The organism is Acidimicrobiales bacterium (assembly GCA_036399815.1).
In the GTDB taxonomy this organism is placed as follows: domain Bacteria; phylum Actinomycetota; class Acidimicrobiia; order Acidimicrobiales; family DASWMK01; genus DASWMK01.
This window is the reverse complement of sequence record DASWMK010000210.1, coordinates 1-1,539: the sequence shown is the minus strand read 5'-3', so window position 1 is coordinate 1,539 and position 1,539 is coordinate 1. Positions and strand designations below refer to the sequence as shown.

Genomic DNA, 1,539 nt, shown 5'->3' with positions numbered 1-1,539 from the left:
GTCGACGACCCCGCCGGCCGTCGACCCCCGCCTGGTGGTGGCGGGCACCGTGGCGGCGCCCGAGGTGGCCGCCTGCCGGGCCGCCGTCGTCGACGCGCTGACCGCCGCCGGGGCGGCCAGGGACGTCGTGCCCGGCGACCTGTCGCTGCTGCGCGACGAGGTGGTGGCCACGTTCCCGGCGCCGCCCATGCTCGGCCCGCCGGGGACGACCGGTCCCCGCCATCCCGCGCCGCCGCCCGCCGGCCGGACCGTTCGCCGGCCCCGCCGGGCCACCGCCCGGCCCTCGCCGCCGGACGCCCCCGTGCTGCGGGCCGTGTTCCGGCGCCACCCGGCGCCGGCGGGCGCGGGTGCGACCGCCCGCTACGGCTGGCTGCGCCCGTCGCCCGCCCGCGTCGGCGCCCACGTCGCCGGGCGCCGCGCCGGCCGCCACGAGCGGGCGGCCGTGGCCGGTCCGGTCCGCGACGGCGGGCGGGTGGCGACCGTCCTGGCCGGCACGACCCTCGTGTGGGACCTGCCGGGCGGACCGCCGGTGACCGTGCGGGCCGACGGCGAGCTGCCCGTCCGCCTGGCCGCCTTCGACGACCGGTTCCGGCTGGTCGACGACGCCGTCGTGCCCGCGGGCGGCTCCCTCGAGCTGCCGGGCGGCGCGGTGCAGCTCGCCGTGGTCGGAGGGGCGACGGACGGGGCGCCGGCCGGCTGGCACGGCGCCGGCCGGCTCGTCCAGGTCAACCCGGCCGCCCTCCTCGGCGACGGCGCGCTCGTGCGGCCGCAGGCGCCGAACCGGGTCGCCCGCCGGCGCGGCACCCGGCCCCTCGGCGTGACCACCGGCTGGGCGGCCGTCGACCGCAACTGGACCGACGGGCCGGGCGGGCCGCAGCGGGGCTGGGTGGTCACCGCCGTGCCCGGCCCGGTCGGCGCCGTGGCCGTGCTCGTGCGCCGGGACGACGGCGGCGTGCCGGGCGGGGACGCGGCAGACGGCGTCGAGGTGTCGCTGCTCGGCGCGGCGGAGCCGCTCGCTCCCGTCGAGACCGTCGTTGACGGCACGCTGGCCGCCGTCGTCTTCGGGCACCCCGGCGCCCGCGACGTCGTCGTGCGGCCGGCCCGCGGGTGGCACCAGTACGGGCTCGTCGCCTTCGGAGCCGACCCCGCCGGCGTCCTGGCCGCGGTACCGGGGCCCGGCCCCGCCGCCGCGCCGCCGAGCGGCGGGGCGACCGAGGTGACGGTGCGGGCGTGAGCGACGGCGGCGTCCGCTTCTGGGACGACGCCCTACCCCGGCTGCCGGCCACCGGCTACCGGGTGGTCGTCGAGCAGCGCGTCGAGCTGCCGGCGCCGTTCGTGTCGCCCGCCCCGTACGTGACCGAGCAGCGGGTGGAGGTCACCGGCCCCCGCTTCGGCCTCGACCCCGGCGACGTCGTGTCCGTCCACCCGCCGGCCAACGCCGACGGCGACTTCTCCGCGTCCCTCTGCCACGCCGTGCTCGACCGCCGCACCCTGCCGTGGGAGCTCGACCCGACGCCGGTGCCGCCGGGCGCCGGGGCC

General features: G+C 81.9%; 2 protein-coding genes. Both read left to right on the top strand.

Going from position 1 to position 1,539, the window contains the following annotated elements:
* The coding region (locus VGB14_15745; GenBank protein HEX9994383.1) for a hypothetical protein at positions 1-1,234 on the top strand (1,234 nt) is incomplete at its 5' end.
* Positions 1,231-1,539 (top strand): hypothetical protein (locus VGB14_15740; protein ID HEX9994382.1); only part of this gene is annotated, 309 nt, incomplete at its 3' end. The genes VGB14_15745 and VGB14_15740, both read left to right, overlap by 4 nt.